Consider the following 24,252-nt stretch of genomic DNA (forward strand, 5'->3'; position numbering starts at 1 on the left):
CCGCCGAATTCCCCGGCAGATGGTCTTGTTAGGGCGATAGCATGGTCTTTGATGCCTTTTTCATGGCGAAGATGGCCGATAGGCCGACTTGTCAGCCAGTGAGCAGCCCCATGGAGCCGAGCGAAAAAAGAACCCCCCTCTTTGAAAAAGTGGGGGGTTCTTCAGCAATCTGAGGCGGGTTACCCCGCCTTTGTGTTCTTTATAATTGCTAACCTTGCAGCATGCTATCAAGCGTCAGCTTCATCCGGCTGCGGCTGCTCTTTGAGCGCTGCGTTGGCACGACGGGCAATCGGCTTCTCGGTATGACGGTTGAGTTGGCGCTCCAGTTTTTGCCCCAGTTCGTTGATGGCGGCGTAGAGATCCTCATGCTCTGCCTGGGCAAACAGTTTGCCGTTGGGGATGCCAGCACTGGCTTCGACGGTGAACATCAGACGCTCTTTGGAAACAATCACATGGGGTGTGATGAGAGGCACCTGAAGACGTTCGAGCTTTTCAAAACGGGATTCGATGCGCTCGCGGATAGCCGGGGTGATGTCGATGATTTTGCTGGTAATTTCGATTTTCATATTGGCCCCCTTCGGGTCGTCTTGCTTGTGTCTTCACCCTCAGATTACCCATTGGTAAAGATTGGAATGTGATCTGTGTCACATATGTGCTCCTTGGCTATTCAGCAGTTTATAAATTGTGATCTTTTACGGTTTCGTGCCAAAAACAGCTTGAGCTCCATGAAACTGGCAGGCAGTATGACGGGAATAGGATCGTTTCTGTCCCTTCTTGGCAGCACTTCGTGTCGACCTCATGTCCGGTTTCCACTGCTTGATATCGCATGTTTGTACTCTTACCTCGCAATCTCTGATCTCATGAGCGGATGCTGGGGCCTTGCTATACCCGAAGGGACATCAAACGTGGTCGGTTGTTGTGTTGGAGTGGTAAATGAAGCAGCAAGCCACGCAAGTCATGTGGTTTTTCGATCGGCAACAGGGTCAGTGGAGCCTCTCTGATCAGGGGGCTTACCAGCAGTGGCAAGGAGAGGGCAATCACCCCTGGGCCGCTCGCCTGTTACCGGAAGATGAGGCAGGCTTTGCCGATTTTCTTGTCCGGCTTCATGAATCACAGCTGCCAGAGCAGTTCATCGGTCATCTGAGAGATGATCAGGGGCAGCTCAACCATGTGCTCTGGAGCGGCCAGTTTGTGCCCACCCAGCGGATCTGCTGTGGCTGGCTGGCACCTCTCGATAGCGCCAATAGTGCGCTCTCCTCCCTCAATATCTCGTTGCCCTTGTTGCAAACCACCCTGCTCACCCAGCTGGCACAGGCGCTCTCTGCCCGCACCGGGCTCGATTTCTTCAATACCCTGGTCAGCCAGCTGGCTCATATCCTCAAGGTGGATGCGGTCTGGGTGGGTGAGTTGTGCGGTGTAGATCGGGTCAGAGTGCTGGCCGCCGACGGGCTGGCGCAGAAGGATTACCCGCTGGCAGGCACCCCCTGTCAGGAGCTCTACAAGCAAGGGGCCATCTGTTTCGAGGTGATCGACGAGTCGCAGGAGTATCAATCCTGGCTGGCGGCCGGGCAGACTTATTATGGTCAGCCGCTGTTTGATGCCAGAGGTCAGTTGCTCGGCCATCTGGCGCTGCTCTATTCGGCCCCGGCAGATACCAGCAACCTCACCTCGGTGTTCAATACCTTCTCGGTAAGGATGGTGGCCGAGCTGGAGCGGCTGCAATCCGATGCCCAGATGCGCCTCTCTGCCGTTGCATTCGAGACCCACGAAGGGATCATCATCACCGATCCGGGGTTCAAGATCCTGCGGGTCAATAATGCCTTTAGCCAGATCACCGGTTTTGACAGCCAGTCGGTACTGGGCCTGCATCTGGAAGAGGGTCTCTGGCCCAATCACGGGGGGTTGGGTTACGAGCTCAACACCCTCAGCCGCTGGCAGGGGGAGACCCTGCGTCGTCACGCCGATGGCCGCACCTATCCCCAGTGGGAGATAGTGACGCCGGTACAGGATGAAACCGGGGTGATCAGCCACTTTGTCATCTGTTTTGAGGATATCTCCGAGCGCAAGGCTGCCGAGCGACGCATTCAGGCGCTTGCCTATTACGACGAGCTGACCGGCTTGCCCAATCGCCGCCAGCTCCACGAGACCCTGGCTCTGAGCTTCAACGAGGCGACCCGCGACGGCCTGATTGGCGCGCTGCTCTTTATCGATCTTGATCACTTCAAGACCATCAACGACTCCCTCGGCCACGCCACCGGTGACTGGCTGCTCAAAGAGGTTGCCACCCGTCTCAAACGGCTGGTGCGGCAAGGGGATTGTCTGGCGCGCCTCGGAGGCGACGAGTTTGTGTTGCTGCTGCCATCGCTCTCGGCCAGCCCGCCCCAGGCGGAGATGCAGGCCGACATCATTGCCGAGCGTCTTATCACCGAGATTGCCGCTCCTTATTCTTATGGAGGACAGGTGCTGCACATCGGTGCCAGCGTCGGCATCACCCTGTTTCCGGATCGGGAGCAGGGGGTTGATGATCTGCTCAAGCAGGCGGATACAGCCATGTATCAGGCCAAATCCGCTGGCCGCAAGACCCGCCGCTTCTTCGACGCCTCGATGCAGCAGCAGGCGGATCGTCGTCTGCTCATTCACAACGAACTGCGCAATGCCCTCAGTCAGCAAGAGTTGACCCTCTATTATCAGCCTCAACATATGGTTGATGGTGGCGATATCATTGGTGTCGAAGCGCTGATCCGCTGGCAGCCTGCGGGTCGCTTGCTGGTCTCACCGGCGGAGTTTATTCCCATCGCCGAGGAGACGGATCTGATTGTCGACATCGGTAACTGGGTGCTGCACGAGGCGTGTGCCCAGTATGTACTGTGGGAGGAGAACGGCATCCACATTCCGCAGATCTCGGTCAACGTCAGCGCCAAGCAGTTTCATGCCACCGATTTTGTCGAACGGATCCACGATGTGCTGGCGCAAACCGGCATGGATCCAGCCTGTCTCAATCTGGAGATCACCGAGTCCGTGGTGCTGGGTCATGCCGAGGATACCATTAGCAAGATGACCGAGCTCAAGGCGCTCGGCATCAGCTTTGCCATCGACGATTTTGGCGCCGGTTACTCCTCCTTGAGCTACCTCAAGCGACTGCCTGCCGATGAACTCAAGATCGACCGCTCCTTCATTCAGGACATTCCGAAAGATGGCGACAACATGGCCATCGTTGAGGCGGTGATCGCCATGGCCCGCCATATGGGCTTCAATGTCACGGCGGAGGGGGTGGAGTCCCGCCAGCAACTGGAGTTTCTCAAGGCGCAGGGGTGCAGTTTCTATCAGGGCTATCTTGCCTCCAAACCGCTGCCGGTGCCCTATCTGGAGAAATATGTACAACGGCTGAGCAGACCGGAACAAGTGCGCGAAGTGCAACTGAGCGAGGTAGAAAAATAGTCTCTTCTCCCCACTGTCGCGCTGCCCGGCAACGGGTAGAATGAGAAGCAGTAGACCTACCGCTAGTGGGCGGTGTATTGCCCTCAATGGAGATGTTCAGTGAAAACTGTATGGGGAATTGTTTTGTCGGCGCTATTCGTGCCGACCCTGATGGCGCAGACTGCGGATCAGACGCTTTACCGTCAGGCACATGAGGCAGTACGGGCCAATGATCAGGCCCGTTTCCAGCAAATTCGTGCCCGGTTGACCCATTACCCCCTGCTCCCTTACCTCGATTACTATCAGCTCGCCTTTCGTCCGGGGGCGGCGGATTACAACGATGTGACCCGCTTTATCCGCCAGCATGGAGATACCCCCCAATCCAACCGGCTGGAGCGCAGCTATCTGACTTATCTGGCCCAGAGCCAGCAGTGGTCACAGTTTTTGCGCTTCTATCCGGCCAAGCCGAGCTCTACCGATCTGCTCTGCATGCACTATCAGGCGCTCTATTACACCGGCAAGCCAAAAGAGGCGTTGCAGGGGGCTGATGAGCTCTGGATGAGTGGCCAATCACGACCAGATGCCTGCTCCCCGCTGTTTCAGCTGTGGCAGGCATCCGGTCAGCGTACCCAGGAGAAGATCTGGCAGCGCATGACGCTGGCCTTCGAGGCGGAAAACCCCAATTTGATCCGCCATCTTGGCGCGACCCTCGGCAGCGGCTTGCAGCGTTATGGTGATCAGATGGTGACCCTGTTCGAGCAACCGGCGAGGGCGATGAATCCAGCCTACTTCAGCAGCACCCCCTATTCCCGCAAACTGCTCTCCTTGGGCTTAACCCGCTACGCCAATCAGCAGCCTGAGTCGGTGCTGCGTCAGTTGGCCACGTTTCGCAGCCGCTTTGGTTTGACCGAGGCCGATGTCAAGCCGGTTGAGCGGGCGATAGCTCGCCGTCTGCTGCTGGATCGCTCGGTTGCCCAGCGCAACTGGGTCGACAGCACGGTGAAAAAGCTGGCGGACCCGGATATCACCGAGCTGCGGGCACGACTGGCCATCTGGGAGCAGGATTGGCCTGGCCTCTCCGGCTGGGTAAAAATGATGCCGATGGCCCGTCAGAAAGAGGATCGTTGGCGCTACTGGATGGCGCGTGCTCTTGAGGTGCAGGGGCAGCAAAAACCGGCTCACGATCTCTATCTGGAGACCGCCAACTTGCGTGGCTTCTACGGGTTTATGGCGGCCCAGCGTACCGGTGTGCCTTATCGTATTAAAGCGCAGCCAGTCAAGCATGTGCCGGACTGGCGAACTGCCAGCCAGCGCTGGCCTTTCCTGCTGCGGGTGCGCGAGTTGCTGTCGATGAACGAGATGGCGGCGGCCCGTGCGGAGTGGATCCACAACATGGATCGCAACCCGGTGGAGCAACGCATCGAGTTTGGTCATATTGCGCTGAATCAGGGGTGGCATGAACTGGCGATCCTTGCCAGCATTCGCGCCGAAGCGTGGGATGCCATCGAGTTGCGCTTTCCCAAACCCTACCGACAGACGTTCAGCCAGATGGCGCAAGAGCGAGCAGTCAATATGAGCCTGCTCTATGCCATCTCCCGCCAGGAGAGCGCCTTCTCTGCACGAGCCCAGTCGCCAGTGGGGGCGCGCGGCTTGATGCAACTGATGCCGGCTACCGCCAAAGAGACCGCTGGCAAGCTTGGAGTTCCTTATCGGAACGAGCAGCAACTCTTTGATCCGACGATGAATGTTCGCCTTGGAAGCGCCTATCTCAAGCGCTTGCTGGATGTCTATGACGGTAACCGGATCCTGGCGGCAGCGGCCTATAATGCCGGGCCGGGCAGAGTCAAACGGTGGCGCGAGCAGAGTATCAACAAGCCGATGGATGTGTGGGTTGAAAGTATCCCTTACCGGGAGACACGCAACTACGTACAGAACGTGTTGTCGTTCGATCTCATCTATCAGCACAAACTGCAGCAGCCGCTGCGCTTCATGTCAGAGCGGGAACTCAATCACGCCTATTGAGTCGGGGGCCGCCAGTCGGCCCCTGTTTTCACATCTCCCTGCCACCGGGTATCATCTGGTAAGGTTTTGTTACCAATGGAAACATGACCGGTGACCTGGCTCCGGGAATTACATCAGGGGGCAGGATATACTCGGGCGTCGGCACCGACAGGTTTCCCCACAATAAAGGAATGGATAGTGGCAACGATTAAAGACGTTTCTCAGCTGGCAAATGTGTCTATCTCCACCGTGTCGCGGGTTATCAACAACACGGCACAGGTAGCACCGGAAAAGCGTGAGGCCGTACTGGCGGCCATGAAGGAACTGAATTTTCGACCCAACAGTTTTGCCCAGGCTCTGGTCAGCAAGCGTTCCAACTGCATTGGCGTGCTGGTTGGCGACCTCTGCGGCGGCCCCTTCTTTGCCCAGATGATGCGTGGCATCGAGACCATGGTCGATCAGGCCAACAAGTTCACCATCGTCATGTCTGGCAACCACGATATCGCCCGCGAGCGTCATGCCATTCAGGCGCTGCTGCAGCGTCAGTGCGATGCGCTGATCCTCCATAGCAAGGCGCTCCCGGATGAGGAGCTGAGCGAGCTGGCGGCAGGCTCTACCCCCATCGTTTTCATCAACCGTCAGGTGCCGGGTGCCGAAGATCGCTGCGTCTGGCTCGATAACCAGGCGGGGATCACCACCGCGTGCCAGCACTTGCTGGATGCCGGTCATCGCAACATCGCCTTTATCACCTCCGATGATGAGGAGTTTGTCGATGGTCAGCAGCGGATGGCCGGTTACACCCAGACCCTGGCCAGAGCCGGGATCGCCTTTGATCCTGCTCTCGTCAGCCGCGCCTTTGCCGACGAAAATGGCGGCTATGTGGCGATGAGTGAACTGCTGGCCCGTGGCGTCGAGTTCACTGCCGTGCTCGGTTTCAACGACGGCATGGTGGCGGGGGCGATTTCGTGCCTGCTGGAGCGGGGGTACAAGATCCCGCAGCAGGTGTCGGTGGTGGGGTTTGACGATATCCCCTACGCCCGCTACATCTATCCCAAGCTCACCACAGTGCGCTACCCCATCGAAGAGATGGGCAGTCGTGCTGCCGAGCTGGCGCTGCGTCTGCTCGATCACAAGCCGGTGGATGGCCTGGCGCTCAAGTTTGAAGCCCAGCTGGTGGAGCGTGAGTCAGTCGCCTGACGTGCGTCAAACCGTGAACAACAAGGTGGCCCCATCGGGGCCACACTGTTTTCTGCGTGATCTGACGAGTCTTCCATTTACCCCGCCAGGGCGATCCGCTGTTGGCGGCGCGCCTCTACCCCTTCTGCCACCATATCGAGCAGCACCCTTGTCTGTTCCCAGCCGATGCAACTATCGGTGATCGACTGGCCGTAGCGCAGCGGTTTGCGGCTTATCTCCTGACGCCCTTCACAGATAAAACTTTCCACCATGATGGCGGCGATGGCGTGGCTACCAGCACCCAGCTGGTCGGCAATGTCACGGGCAACCAGCAGCTGGCGGGCATGTTGTTTCTGGCTGTTGCCGTGGCTGCAATCGATCATCAGCCGGGGTGACAGGTGATGCTGACGCAGCAATTCGCCCGCTGCGGCAACTGCACTGTTCTGGTAATTGGGTTGGCGGCCACCGCGCAGGATCAGGTGGCAGTCGGGGTTGCCATGACTGCGCACCAGTGCCAGCTGACCATCCCCGGAAGGCTGGGTATAGAGGTGAGCCGCTCGGCTGGCGAGGATCGCCTCCACTGCGATCCGGACGTTGCCGTCGGTACCGTTTTTAAAACCGATGGGGCAGGGGAGGGCGGAGGCCAGCTGGCGGTGGAGCTGGGATTCGGTGGTGCGGGCGCCGATGGCACCCCAGCTGATGAGATCCCCCAGATAGAGCATGCTGGTGAGATCGAGAAATTCGGTGGCACAGGCGAGCCCTTCCTGTCCAAGGGCCAGCAGTAACTCCCGGGCTTGGGATAGTCCCTTTTCCAGTTGATCGCTGCCGTCCAGACCCGGGTCGAAGATAAATCCTTTCCAGCCGAGCGTCGTGCGCGGCTTTTCGAAGTAGGTGCGCATCACCAGTTGCAGCTGCTCCCCGTATTGGCCCTGCAGTTCAGCCAGTCGGCCACCATAGTCGCGGGCGGCTGCCGGATCGTGAATGGAGCAGGGGCCGATCACCAGCAGCAGGCGATCATCCTCGCCCTGCAGAATATGGCGGGCTTGCTGTCGGCTGCGTGCGATCTGGCGAGTGAGCCGTGCCGGACAGGGTCTGTCCTTTAACATCTCGTCAGGGGTGGGCAGGGTGGCAAGGGGTGAAGCATTCAGAAGTGAGGTGAACATGAGCGATCCTGATGACAAATGGAAATCTGCATGCTCTTTGCTGTCCAGTGGGGATCTTCCCCTTATTCTCTTGGTTAACAGAGCGCGGGCATGGGCCCGCACTCTGTTATATCGGTCTTGGCTACCTTAGAAGCGGGCTGAGCCGCTGACGTAGTAGCTGCGACCCGGTTCGACGTTCTGGAAGAGGGTATCTTTCTCTTGCAGGCGCACGTCGGTCAGGTTGTTGATCCCCAGTCGCAGGTCGAAATTCTCGGTGACCTTGAAGCCGGTGCCGAGATCGAAGGTCTGATAGCTGGGCAGCTTGTGCTGCACGACAACCTTGTTGACGGTCTGCTCGGCAAATTGAGTGCCGGTGTAGGTGGTGCCGACAAAGGCATTGACCCGCTCGGTGGCCTGCCAGGTGAGCTTGGCGTTGGCCTTGTGCTCCGGTCGCTCGGGCAGGGCCTGACCCTGATCGCCTTCGGCCTTGAGGTAGGTGTAGTTGGCGCCGAGGTTGATATCGTCGGTCAGATCAAGCTTGCCAGTCAGTTCCAACCCTTTGGTGGTGGCCTTCTCCAGGTTGTACCAGGTGCGGTCAGTGGAGTTAGGCAGCGGCTTGAAGGTGAGCATGTCATCGATATCTGAGTAGAACAGGGTGGCGCTGGTTTCCCAGATCCCTTCGCCTGCGATGACACCCAGCTCGTAGTTGGTGCTGGTCTCGGGTTTGACCTTGTCGCTGCCATAGATGCGGCAGCTGCCGCCGCAGCTCTCGATGCTGTAGCCGTTGGAGTACTGGTGTGGTGCCGGCGCCTTGAAGGCCTGGCTGACACCGCCCTTGACAGTTACTACCTCGCTGAGCTCATAGACCAGATAGCCGCGCGGGGTGAAGTGGCTGCCGTAGATCTCGTGGTGATCGTAACGGCCGCCCAGAGTCAGGGTCAGGCTGTCGGTCAGGCCAATTTCATCCTGAGCGAACAGCGCCTCCTGAGAGTGACTCTCCTTACCGCCGATATCCTTGTAGCTCACCGCATCCACCAGCTCCCGATCCAGATATTCACCACCCAGGGTCAGATAGTGGTTGGCCAGCGCCAGGTTGGTATAGCCCTTGAGAGTCAAGGTGTTCTCTTCCAGCTCCCGCTGCTGCGGGGCTGAGTAGCTGGTGTTGAAGTCGTCGATCTGGGAGGTCTCGTAGTTGGCCATGACGGTGGTGTCACCCCAGCTCCAGTTCCCCTTGTGGGTCAGACCAAACAGGTTGCGATCGTTTTGCTGCTGGCGACTGTACACCTTGTTGCCGGTTTTGCGGAAGATATCGAGGGGTCGCTCATCCTGGTTGTAGAGGTAATCCAGCTCGAAGCGCTGCTGCTCATCCACCAGCCAGCTCAGGGTCGAGGCGAAGTTGCGGGTCTGCTTGGCTTCAATAAGGGGGATGCCGTTGGCTGCTTCGGTGGGGGTCCAGGCTTGACGGTCATACACCTCGCCGTTCATCCGGATCAGCAGGTTGTCGGTCAGCGGACCGGTAAAGCCCAGATTGGTTCTGTGCTGATCGCCGCCATCCTTGCCCTCGATGGCCTTGAAGTCGGCATCGGCCGCCCCTTGCCAGGTTTTGCCCGGCTGCTTGGTGATGATGTTGATGACACCCCCGATGGCATCGGAGCCGTAAAGTGCCGACATGGGGCCACGGATCACTTCGACCCGCTGGATCATGCCAAGGGGCACCGGGGTGTTGTCGAAGTTGCCGCCGCGCCACAGGGCATTGGAGGAGGAGAGGCGTTTGCCATCCACCAGCACTAGTGTGTACTTGCCGGACATGCCGCGAATACCGATTTCGCTGCGACCATTGGTGTTAGCTTCTGCCTGAATGCCTACTTCGTGGCGCAGCAGATCGGCAAGATCATTGACCGGTGCGGCGGCGATCTGTTCTGCGGTGATGACAGAGATGGAGGCCGGTGCCGAGCGGGTATTGTGCGCCGTGGTGGTGACGGTGATCACCTCATCGGCTTGAGGTGCATTGTTGGCGGCGATCGCTTGCTGGCTCAGCAGGGTGACGATGGTGGTGGCCAGCAGGCTGGGAGCAATAAAACGGGAGGTTGAGGATTTCATTATTTACATCTTCCATAACATTCAAATGATAAGCATTATCATTATCAAGTTGAATCCGCTTCGATCGCAACTCTTTTTTATCGACAATGCCAGTTTCGTTCGTCACCCTCTTTTGACTAAAAAGAAGTTAATGAAATTAATTCTCATTTGCATTGATCGGTTTTTTACTCCTTGTTAGGATGCCGCTCACCCTGATATCTGGTGAGTCAAATGACTCACCTTAAGTCGTGTCAGGCAGTGATTCATTCCAAGGAGTAGCACCGTCATGTGTGACCATGCACTGGAAGGAGAGTGGCCCGCCACAGCGGTCGGGTTGGATAACGTGTGCTGTTTTGCCAGCGGTGACAGGGTACTGGTCGCTTCCGGCATCCACGACAGTTTTACCGGCATCCCAGCGGAGAAGCTGCTCGCCCATCTGCGTCAGTTGCGCCAGCAGGGGATGGTCAATCCCATTGCCATCGGCGCCATCCCGTTTGATACCCAATCTCCCTGGCATCTGGTGATCCCGGCGCAATCGCAGTGGATCGCAAGGGATGCGCTGTTGCCCGCCCGCTGTTGCCAGCTCCATGGCGAGGTGAGCGAAGTGACCAGCGTCGCCCAGTATCAGGGGGCAGTGCGGGCAGCGCTGCAGCAGTTCAGCGAGGGTCAGCTTGAGAAGGTGGTGCTGTCGCGCGCCATCGATGTGCAGAGTGCTGAGCAGACCTCCCCTGCACACGCCTATGGCTCTCTGCTGGCCCAGAATCCGGGGGCCTATGTGTTCCAGATCCCGCTGCCGGAGGGGGAGACCCTGCTTGGTGCGAGCCCCGAGCTGCTGGTATCGCGCAGCGAGATGGCGGTGGTGAGCAATCCGCTGGCGGGCTCCCGTCCGCGCCACGCTTTTCCTGATCAAGCTGCGGCCAGTGCCGAACTGTTGGGGGCCCAGAAGGACCGTTATGAACATGCGCTGGTGGCCGATGCGGTCGCTGAGGCCCTCGCTCCCTTCTGCCGCGAGCTGGATGTCCCTCTGGAGCCGCAGGTGATCGCGACCCCTACCATGTGGCACCTCTCGAGCCGCATCGCCGGGCGGCTCCATGAGCCCTCTCCCGTACTGGCTCTGGCGCTGGCGTTGCACCCGACGCCAGCGGTGTGCGGCACACCGCTCTCGGCTGCGCGTCAGGCCATCGCCCGGCTTGAGGGGTACGATCGCCGCTTCTACTGCGGCGCCGTCGGCTGGATGGATGCCGATGGCAATGGCGAGTGGGTGGTCACCATCCGCTGTGGTGTGCTGGCTGGCAAGCAGCTGCGGCTCTATGCCGGCGCCGGGGTGGTGATGGGCTCTTCGCCGGAAGCGGAGTGGCAGGAGACCGCCGCCAAGCTCGGCACCATGCTGCGGGCGTTTGGCCTCGAGAGCCGTGAGCCGGAGGTAACCGCATGAAGCCGCTGGTGCCCTTTACCCCCTGGCCTGCCGAGCTGGCGACCCACTACCGGGCGCAAGGGTGGTGGCGCGGGCAACCGCTCACCGCCCTGCTCGATGACTCCGCCGAACGATATCCCGAGCGCACGGCCCTGATCTGCGGCGAGCGCACCCTCAGTTATGGCCAGTTAAAGCGTGAGGTCGATGCGTTGGCGGCGCGGCTGGCCGCGCGCGGGCTGGGCCATGGTGATACCGCGCTGGTGCAGTTGCCCAATTGTGCCGAGTTCTATATCTGCTGGTTTGCCCTGATCCGCTGCGGCGTGGTGGCGGTGCATGCCCTCTACAACCATCAGCGGCGCGAGCTGGTGGCCTTTGCCCGCCAGATTGAGCCCGCCTTGCTGGTACTCAGCCCCTCCCATCCCGGCTTTGCCGGTGAAGCGGGGAGCCTCGTGGCCCTTGATGAGCTGATATCTCCCTCCTGCCAGACATTGCTGTTCGAGCAGGTAGAAGGCTCCGATCTTCAGTCAGGATTTGCATGGTGTCAGCCTGACCCCATAGCCCGTGCTGATGGTTCGCCGCTGGCGGCCACTGCGCCAACCCCTACACCGACTCCAGCCGATCAGGTGGCCTTTTTCCAGCTCTCCGGCGGCAGCACCGGCACCCCCAAACTGATCCCCCGTACCCACGACGACTATGGCTACAGCGTGCGTCAGAGCGTGGCGGTGTGCGGTTGGGATGAGCGAGTGATCTATCTCTGCGCCCTGCCGGCGCCCCACAACTTTCCCCTGAGCTCCCCCGGCGCACTCGGAGTGTTTTATGCCGGTGGCTGCGTGGTGCTGGCAAAGGATCCCTCTGCAGCAACCTGTCTGCCGCTGGTGCAGCGCCATCAGATCAACTGGGCGGCGCTGGTGCCACCGGCCCTGGCGCTCTGGCTGGAGGCGGCCAGCCACTATCCACAGACCTCTCTGGAGTGTGTGCAGGTGGGCGGTGCGCGCCTCAGCCCGGCTCATGCCGAGTCGGTAGCGAGCCGCCTTGGTTGCCGCTTGCAGCAGGTGTTTGGCATGGCCGAGGGGCTGGTCAACTACACCCGCACCGAGGATGACCAGTGGCACATCGTCAATACCCAGGGCCGCCCGATGAGCCCGGGCGACGAGGTCGAGGTGCGGGATAGCGACGGACGCCCCTTGCCAGATGGCGAGTGCGGCGAGCTCTGGACGCGTGGCCCCTACACCTTTCGCGGCTACTTCAAGGCCGATGCCCACAATCAGCGCGCCTTCGACCGGGACGGTTTCTACTGCACCGGCGATCTGGTCTGCCGCTTGCCCGGCGGCCATCTGATGGTGGTGGGACGCAACAAGGATCAGATCAACCGGGGCGGGGAGAAGATCGACGCCCTCGAAATTGAAGAGCTGTTGCTGACCCACCCGGAGGTACGGCAGGCGGCGCTGGTCGCCATGCCCGATCCCATGCTCGGGGAGCGCAGCTGCGCCTTTTTGATGTGCCGCGAGCCCCTCAATCTGCCCCGTTTGCGCCGTTTCCTGCGCGAGCAGGGGGTAGCAGATTACAAACTGCCCGATCGCCTGGTGCTGGTGGAGCAACTGCCCCACACCCCGGTCGGCAAGATAGACAAACAGACGCTGCGCGAGAAGCTCGCCAAGGAGTGTGCATGACCATTCAATCCCTCGCTGCCTACCCGCTGCCCACCGCTGAGGAGCTGCCCAGCGGGCGGGTGAACTGGCCCTTCGAACCGGGCCGCGCCGCCTTGCTGGTCCACGATATGCAGCACTATTTCGTCGACTTCTATGGGCCGGACAATCCGCTGATCAATCGGGTCATCGACCATATCGCCACCCTGATCCGTCAGGCGCGAGCTCTTGGCATGCCGGTGGTCTATACCGCCCAGCCCGCCGAGCAGAGCCAGGCCGATCGGGCGCTGCTCAACGACATGTGGGGGCCCGGATTGACCCGGGCGCCGGAGCGTCAACCAATCGTTCCGGCGCTGGCCCCCGAGCCGCAGGATACGGTGCTGACCAAGTGGCGCTACAGCGCTTTTTGCCGTTCACCACTGGCCGAGCTGATGGCCCAATGGGGGCGGGATCAGCTGGTGATCTGCGGCATCTACGGCCATATCGGGGTGATGCAGACGGCGGTCGATGCCTTTATGCGCGATATTCGCCCCTTCCTGGTGGCTGATGCCATCGCCGACTTCTCCCGCGAAGATCATCTGCTGGCGCTCTCCTACGTCAGCCGCAATGCCGGTCGGGTGATTACCGTGGCCGAGGTGATGGCGGCCAGCAAACGCCCCCTGACTCGAGAGTCACTGCGTGATCTGGTGTTGGCGCGGCTGCCCGCCGAGATGCAGCAGGAGCAGCCCACCGAGGATGACAACCTGCTCGACTACGGTCTCGATTCGCTGGCGGTGATGGGGCTGGTGGAGGAGTGGCGTCAGCAGGGACTGGTGGTGGAGCTGGCCGAGCTGGCCCGCACGCCGACCCTGGCTCACTGGTGGGTGCTCCTCTCCCGTCAGCTTCACGTCAGCCAGCCCAATGTCAGTCAGGACACGGCTTATCCGGCCAACGAAGTGCACGTCAGCGAACCGGAGTGCACCCCATGAGCGAGTGGCAAGGCAGAACCATCTGGGTGACCGGCGCGGCGCAGGGAATTGGCCATGCGGTGGCACGCACCTTTGCCGAGGCGGGGGCCAGCGTGGTGGCGTTCGATCTGCAACTGGCCGAGGCACTGCCCGGCAACGTGAAGGGAGTGGTGATCGATGTCAGCGACAGCGAGGCCGTGACCCGCTGCTGCGAACAGCTGCTCGACGAGGGGCTGGGGCCCGATGTGCTGGTCAATGTCGCGGGCGTACTGGCAACCGGCAGGATCGATGAGGTGGATGACGCCCTCTTGCAGCACACCTTCGCCATCAACACATTCGCCCCCTTCTACCTGATGCGGGCCCTGACCCCCTGGTTTCAGGGACGGCGCAGGGGCGCCATCGTCAATGTCTCCTCCAATGCCGGTCGGGTGCCGCGAGTGGGGATGGGCATCTATGGCGCCTCCAAGGCGGCGCTGACCAGCCTCACCCAAACGGCGGGGTTGGAGCTTGCTCCCTACGGCGTGCGCTGCAATCTGGTGTCGCCGGGCTCGACCCGAACCCCGATGCTGTACGGCATGTGGCAGGAGGGGGAGGCTGAGCAGCGGGAGGGAGAGCAGCGCACCATCGCGGGTCTGCCCGGGCAGTTCAAGCTGGGGATCCCCCTTGGCAAACTTGGGACCCCCGACGAGGTGGCTGCCTGCGTGCTGTTTCTCGCCTCCGATGCGGCCAGCCATATCACCCTGCAGGATCTGGTGGTCGATGGCGGTGCCACCCTGGGGGTTTAGCCCGCGCGCTGCCGATCTGGCAGGCGTGACACTCTCTTTATGGAGGAGGCCAGGCCTCCTCGCTTTTCAGCCATGCGGGCAGGAGCAAGCCGCTGCCCGCTCGATGTTTGCGCAAGGACATTCCCATGGAACAGACAATGGCGATGCGCGCCACCCACCAGCGTGGTGAGCACCCGCGCTGGCCACTTACCATCGCTCAGGCGGGCATCTGGTTTGCCCAGCAAAAATACCCGCAGAGCCCCGCCTGCAATACCGGCGAGTACTGGCTGCTGGAGGGGGCGCTGGCACCCCATCACTTCACCCGTGCGGTGCGCCAGACCATCGACGAGATCCCCGGTCTGCACTGCGCTTTTGTTGCCACTGCCGATGGCCCGCAGATGGTGGCCAACCCCGCCTGCTGGCAGCTGAGCGAGCGGGATCTGCGCAGCGAAGCTGACCCGCTCGCCGCCGCGCAGGTCGAGATGCGTGCGCAGCTGGCCGTCCCCTTCAATCTGGCCGGGGGGCCGCTGTTTGCCACCACCCTCTATCGCCTTGGCGAGGGGCGGTGGGCCTGGTTTATCGCCGTGCACCATATCGCCATCGACGGCTTTGGCCTGAGCCTGCTCTGCCAGCGGGTGGCGAGCTGGTATGAGGCGCTCTGCGTCGGCGAGCAGCCAGCATCCTGCCGCTATGCGACCCAGCAAGAGCTGCTGGCCGAGGAGGCGGCCTATCAGGATTCGCCGCGCGCCGCGCGGGATCGCGATTTCTTCGTGCAGCAGCTGGCCGGGGGGGAGAGCCCTGCGTCGCTCTCCCGCCGTCCGGCGCAAGGGCCGGGCCCCACATATCGTCTTGAGCAGCGGCTGGCTGGCCGCCAGTGGCAGGCACTGGTAGAGCGGGCGAGTCGCTCGGCCTGTCACCCCTATAGCCTGCTGCTGGCGGCGGTGGCCAGCTATGTGCAGCGGATGAGCGGCGCTGGCGAGGTGGTGCTGGGTATTCCGCTGATGGGGCGGCTGGGCTCAGCGGCGGCCGATACCCCCTGCATGAAGGTCAATGTGGTGCCCCTGCGCATCGAGCTAAGCGGCACCAGCCGGGTGGGAGAGTTGCTGGTACAGGTCGAGCGGCAATTTGCCGCCCTGCGCCGCCATCAGGGCTGCCGTCAGGAGTGGCTGCAGCAGCGTCAGCCGGGCCAGCCGCTGTTTGGCCCTCAGGTCAATTTGATGCCCTTTGCCCGCACCCTCAGCGTTGGTGAAGGATACAACCAGGTTCGTGGCGAGGTGCAGGTGCTGGCGGCAGGGCCGGTGGAGGAGTGCGCTTTCTACTTTGCCGAGGAGGCAGGCGCGATGACCCTGACCCTCGAAACCCGTCAGGGGCGCTTCAGCCAACAGGAGAGTGAACGTCATCTGGCCCGGCTGCTGGCCTATCTGGCCGCCTGGAGTGAGGCGGATGATGAGGCCCTGGCGGTGCACTTGCCGCTGCTGCTGCCCTGCGAGCAGGCTGAGCTGGCGCGCTGGAACCAGACCGACCATCCGTTGCCGACCACCACCCTGAGCGCACTGCTGGCCGAGGGGCTGGCGGCGGCAGATCAGAGCGCCATCGCGCTGGAGTGTGGCGCCGAGCGCTGGCGTGTTGCCGAGCTGCGCCAGCGTACCCGTCAGTTGGCCAGCTATCTGGCGGGGAGGGGCGTGGGCCCCGGTTGCCGGGTGGCGGTGGTGATCCCGCGCGCTCCCGAGCTTATTCTCGCCCAGCAGGCCATCATGGCGGTGGGAGCGGTCTACGTGCCCGTTGATCCGGACTATCCGGCGGAGCGGATCGGCTACATTCTCGCCAGCAGCGATCCTGCGCTGGTGTTGACCAGTCGCACCTTGCGGATGCCGCTCGACGTGGCGGCGCCACTTGTCTGCCTCGATGCCCCCGCTGTGGCAGAGCAACTGGCGGCGGTAGAGTTGGCAATGACAGCACCTTGTGAGCTGCCAGCCCCCAAGCCGGAAGATGCGGCCTACATCATCTACACCTCCGGCTCGACCGGTCGGCCCAAAGGGGTGGTGGTGAGCCATGGCGCCATCGTCAACCGGCTGTTCTGGATGCAGCATATGTATCCCATCGGCCCGGCTGATCGGGTGCTGCAAAAGACCCCGGCCGGTTTCGATGTCTCCATCTGGGAGTTTTTCTGGCCCTTTATGACAGGGGCGCGGCTGGTGCTCGCCAAACCGGGCGGCCACAAGGATCCCGCCTACCTTGCCGAGCTGATTGAGCAGGCCGGGATCACCACCTTGCACTTTGTCCCCTCCATGCTGCAGATCTTCGTTGCACAAGCCGAGCCTGCCCGTTGCCGCGCCCTGCGGCAGGTATTTTGCTCCGGCGAGGCGCTGCCCGCGGATCTGGTGCAGCGCTGGTATGGGACATTTTCAGCCCCCCTGCACAACCTCTATGGCCCGACCGAGGCGGCGGTGGATGTCACCTGGTATCCCTGCCGGGCAGACGAGGCGGTGACCAGCGTGCCCATCGGCTATCCGGTCTGGAATACCTTCATCCACATTCTCGACCCCTGGTTGCAGCCGGTGCCCCCCGGTGTGGCAGGCGAGCTCTGGATCGGCGGTGTGCAGGTAGCAGAGGGATATTTTGGCCAGCCCGAGCTCACCGCCGAGCGCTTTATTGCCAACCCCTTCGGGGCGGGGCGGCTCTATCGCAGCGGCGATCTGGCCGCCTGGCGCGAGGATGGCGCCATCGAGTATCTGGGACGACTCGATTTTCAGGTGAAGATCCGTGGCCAGCGCATCGAGCTGGAGGAGATCGAACAGGTGCTGCTGCGCCATCCCCGGGTGGCGCAGGCGGTGGTGCTGGCCTCCGAATTTGCCCCCGGCGATCGCCGTCTGGTGGCCTACGTGGTGGCTGCAGATAGCAGCGAGTTGACGCTGGCCGAGCTGGCACCCGTCCTTGGCGCTGCCTTGCCCGACTACATGGTGCCGGGGCTCCTGGTAAACCTGGCCGAACTGCCGCTTACCCCCAATGGCAAGCTGGATCGCAAGGGGTTGCCGCTGCCTGATATGGCGTCGGCGGTCGGTCAGTCACTGCCGAAAACCCTGCTGGAGGAGCGGCTCTGTCGCCTCTTCGCCGAGATACTGGGGCTGGCGCGAGTCGGCGCAGACGATAACTTCTTTGCCCTCGGTGGCCACTCCCTGCTGGCGGCGCAGTTGGTGGTGCGCATTGAAGAGTCGACCGGACAGGCGCTCACTTTGGCCAGTCTGTTCGAAGCGCCGAGCCCCGCCCTGCTGGCGCGCCGTCTTGGTGGCGAGCGGGAGGCAATGCCCATGCTGTTGCCCCTGCGGGCGTATGGTGCGCAGGCGGGTACATCGGGCCCCACCCTCTTTTGCGTCCATCCCGCCGGGGGGCTCGGCTGGTGTTATGCGCCGCTGGTGCCCCATCTGCCGACCGACATGGCGGTCTATGCCCTGCAGGCGCGGGCGCTCTGTCAGCCGGATGCACCGCTGCCCGCCAGCTTTGACGAGTTGGCCCTCGATTATGTGACCGAGCTACGTCGTCAGCAGAGCGAGGGGCCCTACTGGCTGCTCGGCTGGTCCCTCGGGGGCATGCTGGTTCACCGGATGGCCGCCATGTTGCAGGAGCAGGGACAGGAGGTGGCCATGGTGCTGCTGCTTGACGCCTACCCCTGTCAGCAGTGGCAGACCCAGCCGTTGCCCGATGAGCAGCGGATGCTCGATGCGTTGCTGCGGATGGGGGGCATTGCGGTTGCGGACGAGGCGCTCGACTCCCTCACTCGCGACGAGGTAGTGGCCCGACTGGGGACAGAGGGGAGTGCGCTGGCCATGCTCGACGAGCAGGTTGTGAGCGCCATGATTGAGCTGGTTGGCCACAACAACCGACTGATCCGCCAGCCGGTCGACTACTGCTACCACGGGGAGGTGATCTTTATCGAGGCGTCAGCCTCTCGCCAGCCCTGGCTGGATGGACGTGGCTGGGAGCCGCTGACAAAAGGGGACATCCGCTATGAGCGCTTCCCCTGTCTGCATCAGGAGATGGTGCATCCCGACTGGTTGGCGAAGATAGGCGCCCTTCTTTGTGAGCGGGTCTATGGGGTTGGGCAACAACCGTACATCCGGCAGGAGGGGGACGTATGACCCCGGTTGCCGCCATCCGGGAAGCCTTGCAGGCGGGCAAGCTGGTGGGGCTGGGGGAGCCGCATTGGCACCCGGATTTTATCCGGCGCCAGCACGCCTGGCTCTGTGATCCGGCGCTCTGGGGAGTCATGACCGATCTGGTGCTGGAGTGCGGCAACCGCCGCCATCAGGGCTTGCTCGATGCCTGGCTGACGGGGCAGGAGAGCTGGCAGGGTGAGCCGCTGACGCTGGCGCGGCTCTATCCGGTCTGGCTCGACTCCTGCGCCTTTCCCGCCTGGATGGCCCCCGAGTTTCCGGCCCTCTTTGCCGCCCTGCGCCAGAGCAATCTGGCGCGCCCTGAACATATGCGGCTGCGGGTGCATCTCTGCGAGCCCTCATTCGAGTGGCAGGCGATGAGCCCGGAGCGCTGGCAGCAACACAACAGAGGACGGGATCAGGGGCTGGCCGACTATCTTCTTGCACTTTTTCTTGCACTTCCCGCCCACGGCGTGGTGGTGCTGGCGGGGGCGCGTCATCTGCTCAAAGCCGCAGGGGATCCCCATTTTGCGCAGACGACCCTGGGTCAGTTGCTGGAGGCAGCTCGGCCGGGCTGGCTGCAGGTGCTTCACCCTTGGCCAATGGTTGCTGGGAAGGGAGACGGGGAAGAGGAGCGGGTGTGCGATCTGGCCGGGATTGCGACCGCCGATCTCTACCCTCACTGGCCCGCGCATCCGCCGCTGGAGACCCTCATCGACAGGCTGGTGCGCGTGGCTGACCGGGGACGGGAGATGCGAATTTGCCCCACCTTGCTGGCAGAACCCTGGCGCAGCCGCTTGCTAAGCCGCGCTCACTTGCTGCCAGCTGGCATGGCCCATCAACTGCAAAACTGGCTGGCGTAACTGTTGGTTGGAGTCACCCCTGGCAGAAGTAACAATTAACTGAAGTAACAGGAGGGGGGAGCAAGGCTCCCCTTTTTCACATTTCGCATCCTGCGTTCAGCGCTGCAAAGTTGCACCATTTACGGCATACCTTGCCGTTCATCGCCGAAAATTCAGCTCCTTCGCTACTTTAAAGAAGTTTCTACTGGTCTTACCTGAATAAATCCCTTTGCTTTTTATTTAACAAGGTATTTACATCTAGGTGTCACCAGCATCGGTGACGCTCACAACGGCAAGGAGCCAGTTATGACCCATGTCGACATCCCTTTCCTTCGTTACCTCGATGCGGAAGGGTGCCCGGTCGCCACCTTACCGACCTGGCTGGACAAGGCGATACTGCACACCTTCTACCGCAATATGGTGATGGTGCGCAGCTATGACAAAAAAGCGATTGCGCTGCAACGAACCGGCAAGCTCGGTACTTTTCCCTCCCATCTCGGCGCAGAGGCCGTGGGGGTTGGTATTGGTCTGGCCATGCAGCCGCAGGATGTCTACGTTCCCTACTATCGGGACATGCCCACCCTCTATGTGCGGGGCGTTCCGATGGAGAAAAACCTGCAATATTGGGGTGGGGACGAGCGGGGCAGTTATTTTCTCAAACCCGATGGGACTCCCTCTGAAGATCTCCCCATCTGCGTCCCCATCGCCACCCAGATCACCCATGCCTGCGGCATTGCCTCGGCCTTCAAACTGCGTAATCAACCGCGGGTTGCCGTAGTCACCATCGGCGACGGCGGCACCTCCAAGGGGGATTTTTTGGAGGGACTCAACTGCGCTGGGGTATGGCACCTGCCGATGGTCATCATCGTCAACAACAACCAGTGGGCCATCTCGGTGCCACGCAAGCTGCAATCGAGCGCTCCTACGCTGGCCCAAAAGGGGATTGGCGCCGGGGTTCGCAGCCTGCAAGTGGATGGCAACGATGTGGTCGCGGTCTACGATGCTGCCCGCAGTGCCGTCGAACGTGCCCGCAGCGGCAAGGGGCCGACCCTGATAGAAGCGGTCAGTTATCGTCTCGGCGATCACACCACGGCCGACGACGCCACTCGTTACCGCGATGGGGCCGAGGTCGAGGCCGCCTGGGCCAAGGAGCCGGTCAAGCGGCTGCGCCAGTTTATGCACAGCCAGGGCTGGTGGGATGAAGAGCAGGAGCAGAGTCTGCTGGCGGAGGCCGCTCGAGAGGTGGAGCAGGCGGTCGCCCGCTATGAGGCTATGGCGCCCCAGCCGCCGGAGGCGATGCTCGATTATCACTACGCCAGCCTGACCGCCGAACTCTTGCCCCAGCGCGAGCGAGTGATTGCCAAGGGGATGCAACAGGAGGCCGGCCATGAGTGAGATCAGTTTGCTGGAAGCGGTCAACATGGCCCTTCACTACGAGATGGAACACGACCCGGATGTGGTGGTGCTGGGCGAGGATGTCGGGGTCAACGGCGGGGTGTTTCGCGCTACCGTGGGCCTGCGTGACAAGTTCGGTTTCAAGCGGGTGATCGACACGCCGCTGGCCGAGGGATTGATCGCCGGGGTGGCGGTGGGTATGGCGACCCAGGGGCTCAAGCCGGTGGCTGAGTTCCAGTTTCAGGGTTTCATCTTCCCCGGGATGGAGCAGATCATCTGTCAGGCGGCGCGGATGCGAAACCGTACCCGTGGCCGTCTCTCCTGTCCCCTTGTCTATCGTTCCCCGTATGGCGCTGGTATTCACTCGCCGGAACACCACAGCGAGAGTGTCGAGGCGCTGTTTGCCCATATTCCGGGGCTGCGGGTGGTGATCCCCTCCAGCCCGAGGCGCGCCTATGGCCTGCTGCTCTCGGCCATCCGCGACCCGGATCCCGTGATGTTTTTCGAACCTGATCGCATCTATCGCTCGATGAAATCCGAGGTGGTGGATGATGGTGTCGGCTTGCCGCTGGATGTCTGTTTCACCCTGCGCCCGGGCCGGGATATCACGGTAGTAGCCTGGGGAGCCTGCATTCAGGAGGTGATGCGGGCGGCGAACCTGCTGGCCGAGCAGGATATCCAGTGCGAGGTGCTGGATCTGGCCACTATCAAGCCGCTGGATATGGATACCATCCTCACCTCGGTGCGTAAGACCGGCCGCTTGCTGGTGGTGCATGAGGCGTGCGGCAGCTTCGGGGTCGGGGCCGAAATTGTCGCGCGGGTGACCGAGCAGGCACTTCCCTGCCTCAAGGCGCCGCCCAAACGGCTGACCGGCGTGGATGCCGCCGTTCCCTACTATCGCAATGAAGCGTATTACCTCATCACCGGGCAGGATATTACCGATGCCGCTTACCAGTTGATGGAGAACCCGTGGCTATGAAATTTTTCAAATTACCGGATCTGGGTGAAGGGTTGGCCGAAGCCGAGATCGTCGAATGGAAGGTGAGTGCTGGTGATACCGTCGCGGTTGATCAGGTGCTCTTATCGGTGGAAACCGCCAAGGCGCTGGTTGATGTGCCCTCTCCGGTGGCCGGGGTGATTGCTCGTCTTTGCGGTGCCGAGGGGGATATCCTCCACATCGGTGCGCCATTGGTGGAGTTCGAAGGGGGTGAGGATGATGGCACTGTGGTGGGCAAGGTCAGCGCCCATCAGCAACATATCGAGGATCACTTCGTAGTGGGAGCCATTGCCCCGGGTGGTTCGTTGGTACAAGCCATGCCAGCGGTGCGGCTGCTGGCGCAGAAGTTGGGTCTGGATATCGAGCGGATCAAGGGAAGTGGTAGCGGCGGCATGGTGACCGAACTGGATGTGCAGCAGGCATTCGAGGCACAACAGAGCAGTGGTAACGAGTTCCTCAAAGGGTCACGGCGGGCCATGGCCAAGGCGATGGCGCTATCTCATCAGACTGTAGTGCCAGTCAGCATCACCGACGAGGTGGATTTGCGCCACTGGCGCTCTGATGAGGATGTGACGGTGCGCCTTATCAAGGCCATTGGCGTGGCGTGCCGTGCCGAGCCCTCGATGAATGCCTGGTTTGATGGTGAAACCCTGTCACGGCGGCTGTTCAAAGAGGTCAATGTAGCCATCGCGGTGGATTCAAAGCATGGCCTTTATGTGCCGGTGATGGAGAACGTGGCTGAGCGGGAGGGGGCCGATATTCGGCAGGGGCTGGATCGGATGATCGCCGATGTGAAGGCGCGCGCCGTGCCCCGCGAGATGTTGCAGGGGGCGACCATTACGCTCACTAACTTCGGCGCCATCGCTGGCCGCTATGCCAGCCCTATAGTGACGCCGCCGCAGGTAGCCATCATAGGAGCGGGCAAACTGTTCGAAAAAGTGGTGTTCATCCATGGTGAAGCACGTCCCGTCAGGGCATTGCCGCTGTCGATGACATTTGACCACAGAGCCTGTACTGGCGGGGAGGCGGCTCGTTTCCTCAGTGCTCTGGTTCAGGCGTTGGAAGCACCGTCATCATAAATCTTTTATATCGGTCACGGCCCTGCCATGCAGGGCATAAATTTGTTTGCGTAATCGACAAAGCCACGTATAATCTAAACCAGCTTGAAAGGGCGATAGTTATGTCAATGAATACGATGTTTTACATCTTGTCCTGTTGTTCATAAGTTAATCCCGTTTTTTGAGCTTTACCCGCTGAAAAGCATAAGTAATTATTTTGAATACAGGTTTAAAAGATATGTCTAACATGATCACCGGTACCGTTAAGTTTTTCAACGAAACCAAAGGTTTTGGCTTCATCCAGCAAGAAAACGGCCCGGACGTTTTCGTTCACTTCAGCGCTATTCAAGGTGCCGGTTTCCGCACCCTGGCTGAAGGTCAGCGCGTACAGTTCTCTGTGACCCAAGGTCAGAAAGGCCCGCAGGCTGAGAACGTAACTGCTCTGTAATTCTTACAGAATTTAAGAAAGCCGTGGTACCTCTGGTGCCACGGCTTTTTGTTTTTTGGGTTCCCGTCATTGACCCTGATGTGTATGAATCATGTTGATCTCGCTTCTGCTTGTTACCACCCTGACACCCATCTCTGATGCCTCGGTACCGGTTCAATCCTCGATGGAGGCTCAGCTGATCTGCCAGCAATTTGTCCAGGTGCGAATTGGTGCTGCCCTGCAACCCGATGAGGTGAATGTGCGACCTGTGTCTGAAAGGGAGGGGGAGTGGCTGGTGGATGGCAAAGTAAAAGGACCCGAAGGTCCTTTGCTGTTTGCCTGTCATCTTCATGAGGGCGCGCGTTGGGAGTTGCTCAACTTTTCGTTGTGGGCGCCTCAGCGGGTCACAGAGGCTTGAGAGCGACCAGCAGATGTTGCAGGTGCTCAACCATGGTCATGCCAAATGGAGTGAGATAGCCACCATCTTCTGCGCTGATCAAACCTTGTTGGTGGAGACGAGCGGCCGCTTCACACAACGCTTGTGACATGTCGCTGCGTAACTTGATCCCTTGGCTCAGGTTGGCCGGATCAAAACAGGCCAATATCTTCAACTGGTTAATTACGTCATCAGAAATCTGATCCATACCAATCATTGATCTACTCCTTACGCTAAAGATGTATGCAAACTAGCACTCCCGGATCCACTTTAGTGGGCGCTGGCTCAAATTATTGATCTTTGGCTGGATATCGCGTTTCAGATGCTGTTTTTTTCGGCGTAATCAGATGGTTTGCTGAC

Annotated in this window: 18 protein-coding genes; 14 read left to right on the forward strand and 4 right to left on the reverse strand. The window is 61.0% G+C overall.

Going from position 1 to position 24,252, the window contains the following annotated elements; genetic code table 11:
• Positions 1-227: 227 nt before the first annotated feature.
• The gene (gene hpf / locus BN1117_RS18105; protein WP_005334257.1) at positions 228-566 is read right to left on the reverse strand and encodes a ribosome hibernation-promoting factor, HPF/YfiA family; all 339 of its coding nucleotides are present in this window, start codon (positions 564-566) and stop codon (positions 228-230) included.
• A 367-nt stretch (positions 567-933) separates the two neighbouring features.
• Here hpf and BN1117_RS18110 point away from each other — a divergent pair, with 367 nt between their 5' ends.
• The 3 genes from BN1117_RS18110 to BN1117_RS18120 all read left to right on the forward strand — a co-directional run bounded on the left by BN1117_RS18110 (position 934) and on the right by BN1117_RS18120 (position 6,615).
• Positions 934-3,438, forward strand: a complete 2,505-nt coding sequence (locus tag BN1117_RS18110) for a putative bifunctional diguanylate cyclase/phosphodiesterase (RefSeq protein ID WP_040099658.1) — start codon at positions 934-936, stop codon at positions 3,436-3,438.
• A 99-nt stretch (positions 3,439-3,537) separates the two neighbouring features.
• Positions 3,538-5,439 carry a transglycosylase SLT domain-containing protein gene (locus BN1117_RS18115; RefSeq protein WP_040099659.1) on the forward strand — a complete coding sequence of 634 codons (1,902 nt, stop codon included), beginning with the start codon at positions 3,538-3,540 and terminating at the stop codon, positions 5,437-5,439.
• Between the two features lie 177 nt (positions 5,440-5,616).
• Positions 5,617-6,615 carry a LacI family DNA-binding transcriptional regulator gene (locus BN1117_RS18120; protein WP_040099661.1) on the forward strand — a complete coding sequence of 333 codons (999 nt, stop codon included), beginning with the start codon at positions 5,617-5,619 and terminating at the stop codon, positions 6,613-6,615.
• A 77-nt stretch (positions 6,616-6,692) separates the two neighbouring features.
• Here the strand turns inward: BN1117_RS18120 and BN1117_RS18125 are convergent, their stop codons facing one another.
• Together BN1117_RS18125 and BN1117_RS18130 are read right to left on the reverse strand one after the other, a co-directional pair.
• Positions 6,693-7,757 (reverse strand): 3-deoxy-7-phosphoheptulonate synthase, encoded by a 1,065-nt coding sequence (locus tag BN1117_RS18125; protein WP_040099663.1) that lies wholly within the window; start codon positions 7,755-7,757, stop codon positions 6,693-6,695.
• 126 nt (positions 7,758-7,883) lie between these two features.
• Positions 7,884-9,836, reverse strand: a complete 1,953-nt coding sequence (locus tag BN1117_RS18130; RefSeq protein ID WP_040099665.1) for a TonB-dependent receptor domain-containing protein — start codon at positions 9,834-9,836, stop codon at positions 7,884-7,886.
• A 265-nt stretch (positions 9,837-10,101) separates the two neighbouring features.
• On the opposite strand from BN1117_RS18130, the gene BN1117_RS18135 reads away from it, so the two are divergent.
• The 11 genes from BN1117_RS18135 to BN1117_RS18185 all read left to right on the forward strand — a co-directional run bounded on the left by BN1117_RS18135 (position 10,102) and on the right by BN1117_RS18185 (position 23,874).
• On the forward strand, positions 10,102-11,250 hold the full coding sequence (locus tag BN1117_RS18135) for an isochorismate synthase (RefSeq protein ID WP_040099666.1): 1,149 nt from the start codon (positions 10,102-10,104) through the stop codon (positions 11,248-11,250).
• Positions 11,247-12,899 carry a (2,3-dihydroxybenzoyl)adenylate synthase gene (locus BN1117_RS18140; RefSeq protein ID WP_040099668.1) on the forward strand — a complete coding sequence of 551 codons (1,653 nt, stop codon included), beginning with the start codon at positions 11,247-11,249 and terminating at the stop codon, positions 12,897-12,899. The genes BN1117_RS18135 and BN1117_RS18140 overlap by 4 nt, the downstream gene beginning before the upstream one ends.
• Positions 12,896-13,843, forward strand: a complete 948-nt coding sequence (locus tag BN1117_RS18145; protein ID WP_040099670.1) for an isochorismatase family protein — start codon at positions 12,896-12,898, stop codon at positions 13,841-13,843. The genes BN1117_RS18140 and BN1117_RS18145 overlap by 4 nt, the downstream gene beginning before the upstream one ends.
• Positions 13,840-14,607: a 2,3-dihydro-2,3-dihydroxybenzoate dehydrogenase gene (gene dhbA / locus BN1117_RS18150; protein ID WP_040099672.1), complete on the forward strand. Its 768-nt coding sequence runs from the start codon at positions 13,840-13,842 to the stop codon at positions 14,605-14,607. Before BN1117_RS18145 ends, dhbA begins: the two co-directional genes overlap by 4 nt.
• Positions 14,608-14,732: 125 nt before the next feature.
• Positions 14,733-18,722, forward strand: coding sequence for a non-ribosomal peptide synthetase (locus tag BN1117_RS18155; protein WP_040099673.1), 3,990 nt, complete (start codon positions 14,733-14,735; stop codon positions 18,720-18,722).
• Positions 18,719-19,600, forward strand: a complete 882-nt coding sequence (locus BN1117_RS18160) for a hypothetical protein (protein ID WP_040099675.1) — start codon at positions 18,719-18,721, stop codon at positions 19,598-19,600. Before BN1117_RS18155 ends, BN1117_RS18160 begins: the two co-directional genes overlap by 4 nt.
• Positions 19,601-19,885: 285 nt before the next feature.
• Positions 19,886-20,974: a pyruvate dehydrogenase (acetyl-transferring) E1 component subunit alpha gene (gene pdhA / locus BN1117_RS18165; RefSeq protein ID WP_040099677.1), complete on the forward strand. Its 1,089-nt coding sequence runs from the start codon at positions 19,886-19,888 to the stop codon at positions 20,972-20,974.
• Complete coding sequence (locus BN1117_RS18170; protein WP_040099679.1) at positions 20,967-21,953, forward strand: alpha-ketoacid dehydrogenase subunit beta; 987 nt, start codon at positions 20,967-20,969, stop codon at positions 21,951-21,953. The genes pdhA and BN1117_RS18170 overlap by 8 nt, the downstream gene beginning before the upstream one ends.
• A complete protein-coding gene (locus tag BN1117_RS18175) occupies positions 21,950-23,050 on the forward strand; it encodes a dihydrolipoamide acetyltransferase family protein (protein WP_040099681.1) in 1,101 nt (366 codons plus the stop codon). The genes BN1117_RS18170 and BN1117_RS18175 overlap by 4 nt, the downstream gene beginning before the upstream one ends.
• Before the next feature lie 217 nt (positions 23,051-23,267).
• Positions 23,268-23,477 carry a cold-shock protein gene (locus tag BN1117_RS18180; RefSeq protein ID WP_075112094.1) on the forward strand — a complete coding sequence of 70 codons (210 nt, stop codon included), beginning with the start codon at positions 23,268-23,270 and terminating at the stop codon, positions 23,475-23,477.
• A gap of 91 nt (positions 23,478-23,568) precedes the next feature.
• Positions 23,569-23,874, forward strand: coding sequence for a hypothetical protein (locus BN1117_RS18185; RefSeq protein WP_040099682.1), 306 nt, complete (start codon positions 23,569-23,571; stop codon positions 23,872-23,874).
• On the opposite strand, the gene BN1117_RS18190 is transcribed toward BN1117_RS18185, so the two are convergent.
• The gene (locus BN1117_RS18190; protein WP_040099683.1) at positions 23,861-24,109 is read right to left on the reverse strand and encodes a TIGR02647 family protein; all 249 of its coding nucleotides are present in this window, start codon (positions 24,107-24,109) and stop codon (positions 23,861-23,863) included. The two genes, BN1117_RS18185 and BN1117_RS18190, sit on opposite strands and share 14 nt — an antisense overlap.
• Positions 24,110-24,252: the final 143 nt, after the last annotated feature.

This window comes from Aeromonas australiensis (assembly GCF_000819725.1).
Classification (GTDB): domain Bacteria; phylum Pseudomonadota; class Gammaproteobacteria; order Enterobacterales; family Aeromonadaceae; genus Aeromonas; species Aeromonas australiensis.

Bases quoted from the DNA above. Each gene is read 5' to 3' on its own strand.
- hpf (WP_005334257.1), bottom strand. From the start codon at position 566: ATGAAAATCGAAATTACCAGCAAAATCATCGACATCACCCCGGCTATC.
- BN1117_RS18110 (WP_040099658.1), top strand. From the start codon at position 934: ATGAAGCAGCAAGCCACGCAAGTCATGTGGTTTTTCGATCGGCAACAG.
- BN1117_RS18125 (WP_040099663.1), bottom strand. From the start codon at position 7,757: ATGTTCACCTCACTTCTGAATGCTTCACCCCTTGCCACCCTGCCCACC.
- BN1117_RS18130 (WP_040099665.1), bottom strand. From the start codon at position 9,836: ATGAAATCCTCAACCTCCCGTTTTATTGCTCCCAGCCTGCTGGCCACC.
- BN1117_RS18135 (WP_040099666.1), top strand. From the start codon at position 10,102: ATGTGTGACCATGCACTGGAAGGAGAGTGGCCCGCCACAGCGGTCGGG.
- BN1117_RS18140 (WP_040099668.1), top strand. From the start codon at position 11,247: ATGAAGCCGCTGGTGCCCTTTACCCCCTGGCCTGCCGAGCTGGCGACC.
- BN1117_RS18145 (WP_040099670.1), top strand. From the start codon at position 12,896: ATGACCATTCAATCCCTCGCTGCCTACCCGCTGCCCACCGCTGAGGAG.
- dhbA (WP_040099672.1), top strand. From the start codon at position 13,840: ATGAGCGAGTGGCAAGGCAGAACCATCTGGGTGACCGGCGCGGCGCAG.
- BN1117_RS18155 (WP_040099673.1), top strand. From the start codon at position 14,733: ATGGAACAGACAATGGCGATGCGCGCCACCCACCAGCGTGGTGAGCAC.
- BN1117_RS18160 (WP_040099675.1), top strand. From the start codon at position 18,719: ATGACCCCGGTTGCCGCCATCCGGGAAGCCTTGCAGGCGGGCAAGCTG.
- pdhA (WP_040099677.1), top strand. From the start codon at position 19,886: ATGACCCATGTCGACATCCCTTTCCTTCGTTACCTCGATGCGGAAGGG.
- BN1117_RS18170 (WP_040099679.1), top strand. From the start codon at position 20,967: ATGAGTGAGATCAGTTTGCTGGAAGCGGTCAACATGGCCCTTCACTAC.
- BN1117_RS18175 (WP_040099681.1), top strand. From the start codon at position 21,950: ATGAAATTTTTCAAATTACCGGATCTGGGTGAAGGGTTGGCCGAAGCC.
- BN1117_RS18180 (WP_075112094.1), top strand. From the start codon at position 23,268: ATGTCTAACATGATCACCGGTACCGTTAAGTTTTTCAACGAAACCAAA.
- BN1117_RS18185 (WP_040099682.1), top strand. From the start codon at position 23,569: ATGTTGATCTCGCTTCTGCTTGTTACCACCCTGACACCCATCTCTGAT.
- BN1117_RS18190 (WP_040099683.1), bottom strand. From the start codon at position 24,109: ATGATTGGTATGGATCAGATTTCTGATGACGTAATTAACCAGTTGAAG.